This window comes from Streptomyces sp. NPDC006265, from assembly GCF_040613555.1.
In the GTDB taxonomy this organism is placed as follows: domain Bacteria; phylum Actinomycetota; class Actinomycetes; order Streptomycetales; family Streptomycetaceae; genus Streptomyces.
This window is the reverse complement of sequence record NZ_JBEXSH010000831.1, coordinates 1-4,018: the sequence shown is the minus strand read 5'-3', so window position 1 is coordinate 4,018 and position 4,018 is coordinate 1. Positions and strand designations below refer to the sequence as shown.

The window sequence follows — 4,018 nt, the reverse complement described above, 5'->3', positions numbered from 1 at the left end:
ACGAGCTGCTCACCGGCCGGGCCCCCTTCACCGGCGTCGGCTGGCAGGTCCTCAACCAGCACCCGGACGCCCGGATCGTGAATCTGGAGACGTCTGTGACGGGCGACGGCACGTTCGCGCCGGACAAGGAGATCCACTACCGGATGCACCCGGCGAACCTGCCCGCGCTGGCCGCGGCCCGGCCCGACGTGACCGTCCTCGCCAACAACCACGTCCTGGACTTCGGCCGCCGAGGCCTGCTGGACACCCTGGACGCGCTGGCCCGGGCGGGCCTGCGGACGGCGGGCGCGGGACGCGACGCCGACGAGGCGTACGCGCCCGTGGTGCTCCCGCTCTCCGGCGGCCACCGGCTGCGGGTGTCCGCCCTCGGGGCGCGCTCCAGCGGCATCCCGTCCGGCTGGGCGGCCACGGCGGACCGGCCGGGTGTGGCGTATCTGCCCCGCCTCTCGCCCGGCGCGGCCGAGGCCGTGGTGCGGCGGCCCGCGCGGGCCGGTGGTGACCTCACCGTGGTGTCGGTGCACTGGGGCTCGAACTGGGGGTATGGCGTCCCCCGGGAGCAGGTCCGCTTCGCGCACGCGCTGATCGACGGTGGTGCCGACGTCGTCCACGGGCACTCCTCGCACCATCCCCGCCCGCTGGAGGTGTACCGGGACCGGCTGATCCTCTACGGCTGCGGCGACTTCGTCGACGACTACGAGGGCATCTCCGGGTACGAGGAGTACCGCGACGACCTGCGGCTCGCGTTCCTCGTGTCGGTCGAGGCGGACAGCGGACGGCTGGCCGGGCTGCGCATGGTGCCGTTCCGGGTGCGGCGGATGCGTCTCGAGCCGGCCTCCCGGGAGGGCGCTGCCTGGCTGCGCGCCACTCTGGACCGGATCAGCGGCGGGGTGGGGGTGCGGCAGACGGCCGACGGGTCGCTGGTCGTTCCCGCGCCGGCCGCGTGATGTGCACCGCGTGGGAGGTCAGTGCGCCCAGGCCACCAGCCGGTCGCGGTTCTCCGGCTCCCGCAGCCGGGTCAGCGACTCCTTCTCGAGCCGGCGTACCCGCTCCCGGGTCAGACCGACGCGCCGCGCGACCTCGTTGAGGGTGCGGGTGTGACCGTCGTGCAGCCCGTAGCGCAGGCTGAGGATCATGGCCTCGCGGGGTTCGAGCGTGCCGACGGCCTCACGGAGTTCCTCGGCGAGCGCCGGGAATTCGGCCACCTCGGGGGCCTGGAGCACCTCGGTGTCGGCGATGAGGTCGCCGACGACGGTCTCGCCCTTCTCGTCCACCGGCGTGTCCAGACTGACGGCGTCCCGTCCGACATGGCGCAGCCAGCCGATCCTGTCCTCGGCCAGGCCGCTCTCCCGGGCCACCTCCTCGACGCTCGGCTCACGCTCCAGGTCGAGTCGCAGCCGCCGCCCGGCCTTGGCGATCTTCTGCAGCTGCTCCACGATGTGCATCGGCAGCCGGACGGAGCGCGCGTGCGCCGCCAGGCCCCGTTCCATCGCCTGGCGGATCCACCAGGTCGCGTACGTGGAGACCTTGAAGCCCTTGGTATGGTCGAACCTCTCCACGGCCCGGATCAGCCCCAGGTTGCCCTTCTGGATGACGTCCAGCAGGGGCAGGCCGCGGTGTGCGTGCCGTTTGGCCATCGACACCACGAGCCGCAGTTGCCCGGACCATGTGGTCCTTGGCCCTCTGCCCGTCGCGGGCGGCCTCCTCCAGGTCCCGGTGCCGCTCGGCCGTGAGGTCGTGTTCGCCGACGTCGGCCAGATCCAGTTCCTCCAGCGCCCGAACTCCGGTCTCCATCCGGCGCGCCAGCCGTACCTCGTCCTCGGCGGAGAGCAGCGGGGTTGTGGAGATCTGCGCGAGGTACTGGCCGAGGAGGTCGGGTTCCTCGTCCGGCTCGGGGATGCGGCGGCGCAGCCGGGCGGTGCGGGCGGGGGCCCGCCGGTCCTCCCGGACGTCGGCCGCGGGGTCTTCTGCCAGGGGAGACATCGTGGGGTCCCTCCCTCTTCCGTCTCGTTCCGGCTCGCCCCGGCGGGTACCCGGGGGAATCCGTCCCGAACCGTGTGCCGCGGGGGACTCGGGGGTACCCCGGGCCACATGACCGGCATCGAACTCAGCAGCAACGCGTTCAACGACCACTCGTTCATCGCGCGCCGGTACGCGTACGAGGGACCGAACGTCTCTCCGCCGCTGGCCTGGAGCGGTGTACCGGACGACGCGGCCGAACTGGTCCTGCTGTGCGAGGACCCCGACGCACCGTCGGGCACCTTCGCGCACTGGGTCGTGGTCGGCATCGACCCGCACAGCGACGGCGTGGAAGCCGGGCAGAGCCCACCGGGCGGCACGGAGCTCGTCAACGGGTACGGCCAGCACGGCTGGGGCGGCCCCCATCCCCCGCCGGGTGATGACGCCCACCACTACTTCTTCCGGCTCTACGCCCTGTCCGAACCGTGTGTCCTGCCCGACGCGCCGCGCGCGGAGCAGGTGCACGCGGAGGTCGAGAAGCGCCGCCTCGCGGACGGGACACTGGTGGGGCTGTACCAGCGCTGAGCTTCCACCCCCTGCCCTCGCCCGTCACAACGGTTGGTTGTGGCGCAGGGGGTGATGGTTGTTTGCTCGGCCCGCCCGCTTCTCGCTTGGATGATCCCGAACAATACGGGGTTGTCCGGGAGGGCGGGGAGTGCGACGGATAGGGCGGGCAGACGGTCGCTGGGGCGGCGGTTCGGGTGGCTGTGGGGCGCGTACGCGGTCAGCACGGCGGGCACATGGCTCGCGTTCGACGCGTTCGCCCTGATCGCGGTCCTGGCGCTGGACGCCGGGCCGACTCAGGTGTCGCTGCTCGCGGCGGTGGGACCGGCGGTCGGCGCGGCGGTGTCGGTGCCCCTCGGGCCGTGGGTGGAGATCCGCCGCAAGCGTCCGGTGATGATGACGGCGGACCTGGTCCGGTGCGTGGTCCTGCTGAGCGTCCCCGTGGCCTTCGCGCTCGGCCGCCTGGGCTTCGGCCAGTTGCTGCTGGTGTCGGTGGCCGTCGCAGCGGCCGACATCACCTTCAACGCGGCGGCCGGCGCGTTCCTGAAGGACCTGCTGCCGCGTCAGGACCTGCTCGTGGCGAACGGCCGCTTCGAGGCGACGACCTGGACCGCCAGCATGGTCGGTCCGCCGCTGGGCGGGGCCGCGATCGGTCTGCTCGGTCCGGTGACGACGGTCGTGGCCGACGCGGTGAGCTATCTGGTCTCGGCGTTCGGCATCCGGGCGATCGGGGACGCCGAGAAGCACGCTCCACGACCGGGCCCCGCGGTGACCCGGGCCGGCGACCTGCTGAAGGGCTGGCGCCACATCCTGGCCGACCCGGTCCTGCGCCCGCTGTTCTTCAACTCGCTCCTGGTGAACTCCCTGATCATGGCGGCCTCTCCCCCGCTCCTGATCCTGATGGTGGACGACCTGCACTTCGCGCCCTGGCAGTACGCCCTCGCGTTCGCGGTGCCCTGCACCGGCGGTCTGCTCGGCTCCCGGCTGGCCCCGCGCCTCGTCGCGCGCCACGGCCGGCACCGGGTCCTGCTCACGACAGGAGTGCTGCGGGCCTGCTGGTCGATCGGCCTGGCCTTCACCGGCCCCGGAGCGCCCGGTCTGGCCTGGGTCACGGTGGTCGAGTTCGGTCTGATCACCTGCTGCGGCGTGTTCAACCCGGTCCTCGCCACACACCGTCTCGACCGCACCCCGACGGGCCGGGTCACCCGCACCCTGTCGGCATGGTCGGCCACCGGCAAGGCCACCACCGCGGCGGTCACGGCCCTCTGGGGCGTACTGGCCGCCTGGACGAGTCCCCGCACGGCGATCGCGGTGGCCGGCGCCCTGCTCCTGGTCACGCCGTTGCTGCTGCCCCGCCGGGACCACGCCACCGGGGCCGGCCGTGAACCGGCCCCCGTGGCAGTCGAGTCGGACGGCGGCTGACCCGGCCGGGTCGCCCTCGACGCCCGCCCGGACGCCGTGCGCGCCTGGAACCACCGGGTGCAGGAGCGCATGAAGC

At 73.2% G+C, this 4,018-nt stretch carries 3 protein-coding genes and 1 pseudogene; 3 read left to right on the top strand and 1 reads right to left on the bottom strand.

The window, feature by feature from the left end; translation table 11 throughout:
- Nucleotides 1–944 (top strand): CapA family protein (locus ABZ281_RS40925; RefSeq protein ID WP_356663037.1); only part of this gene is annotated, 944 nt, incomplete at its 5' end.
- Between the two features lie 18 nt (nt 945–962).
- Here the strand turns inward: ABZ281_RS40925 and ABZ281_RS40920 are convergent.
- Nucleotides 963–1,980 (bottom strand): annotated as a pseudogene (locus ABZ281_RS40920) (sigma-70 family RNA polymerase sigma factor).
- A gap of 108 nt (nt 1,981–2,088) precedes the next feature.
- Between ABZ281_RS40920 and ABZ281_RS40915 the strand changes: the two are divergent.
- Nucleotides 2,089–2,541: a YbhB/YbcL family Raf kinase inhibitor-like protein gene (locus ABZ281_RS40915; protein WP_356663036.1), complete on the top strand. Its 453-nt coding sequence runs from the start codon at nt 2,089–2,091 to the stop codon at nt 2,539–2,541.
- A gap of 111 nt (nt 2,542–2,652) precedes the next feature.
- Nucleotides 2,653–3,942, top strand: a complete 1,290-nt coding sequence (locus tag ABZ281_RS40910) for an MFS transporter (protein ID WP_356663035.1) — start codon at nt 2,653–2,655, stop codon at nt 3,940–3,942.
- Nucleotides 3,943–4,018: the final 76 nt, after the last annotated feature.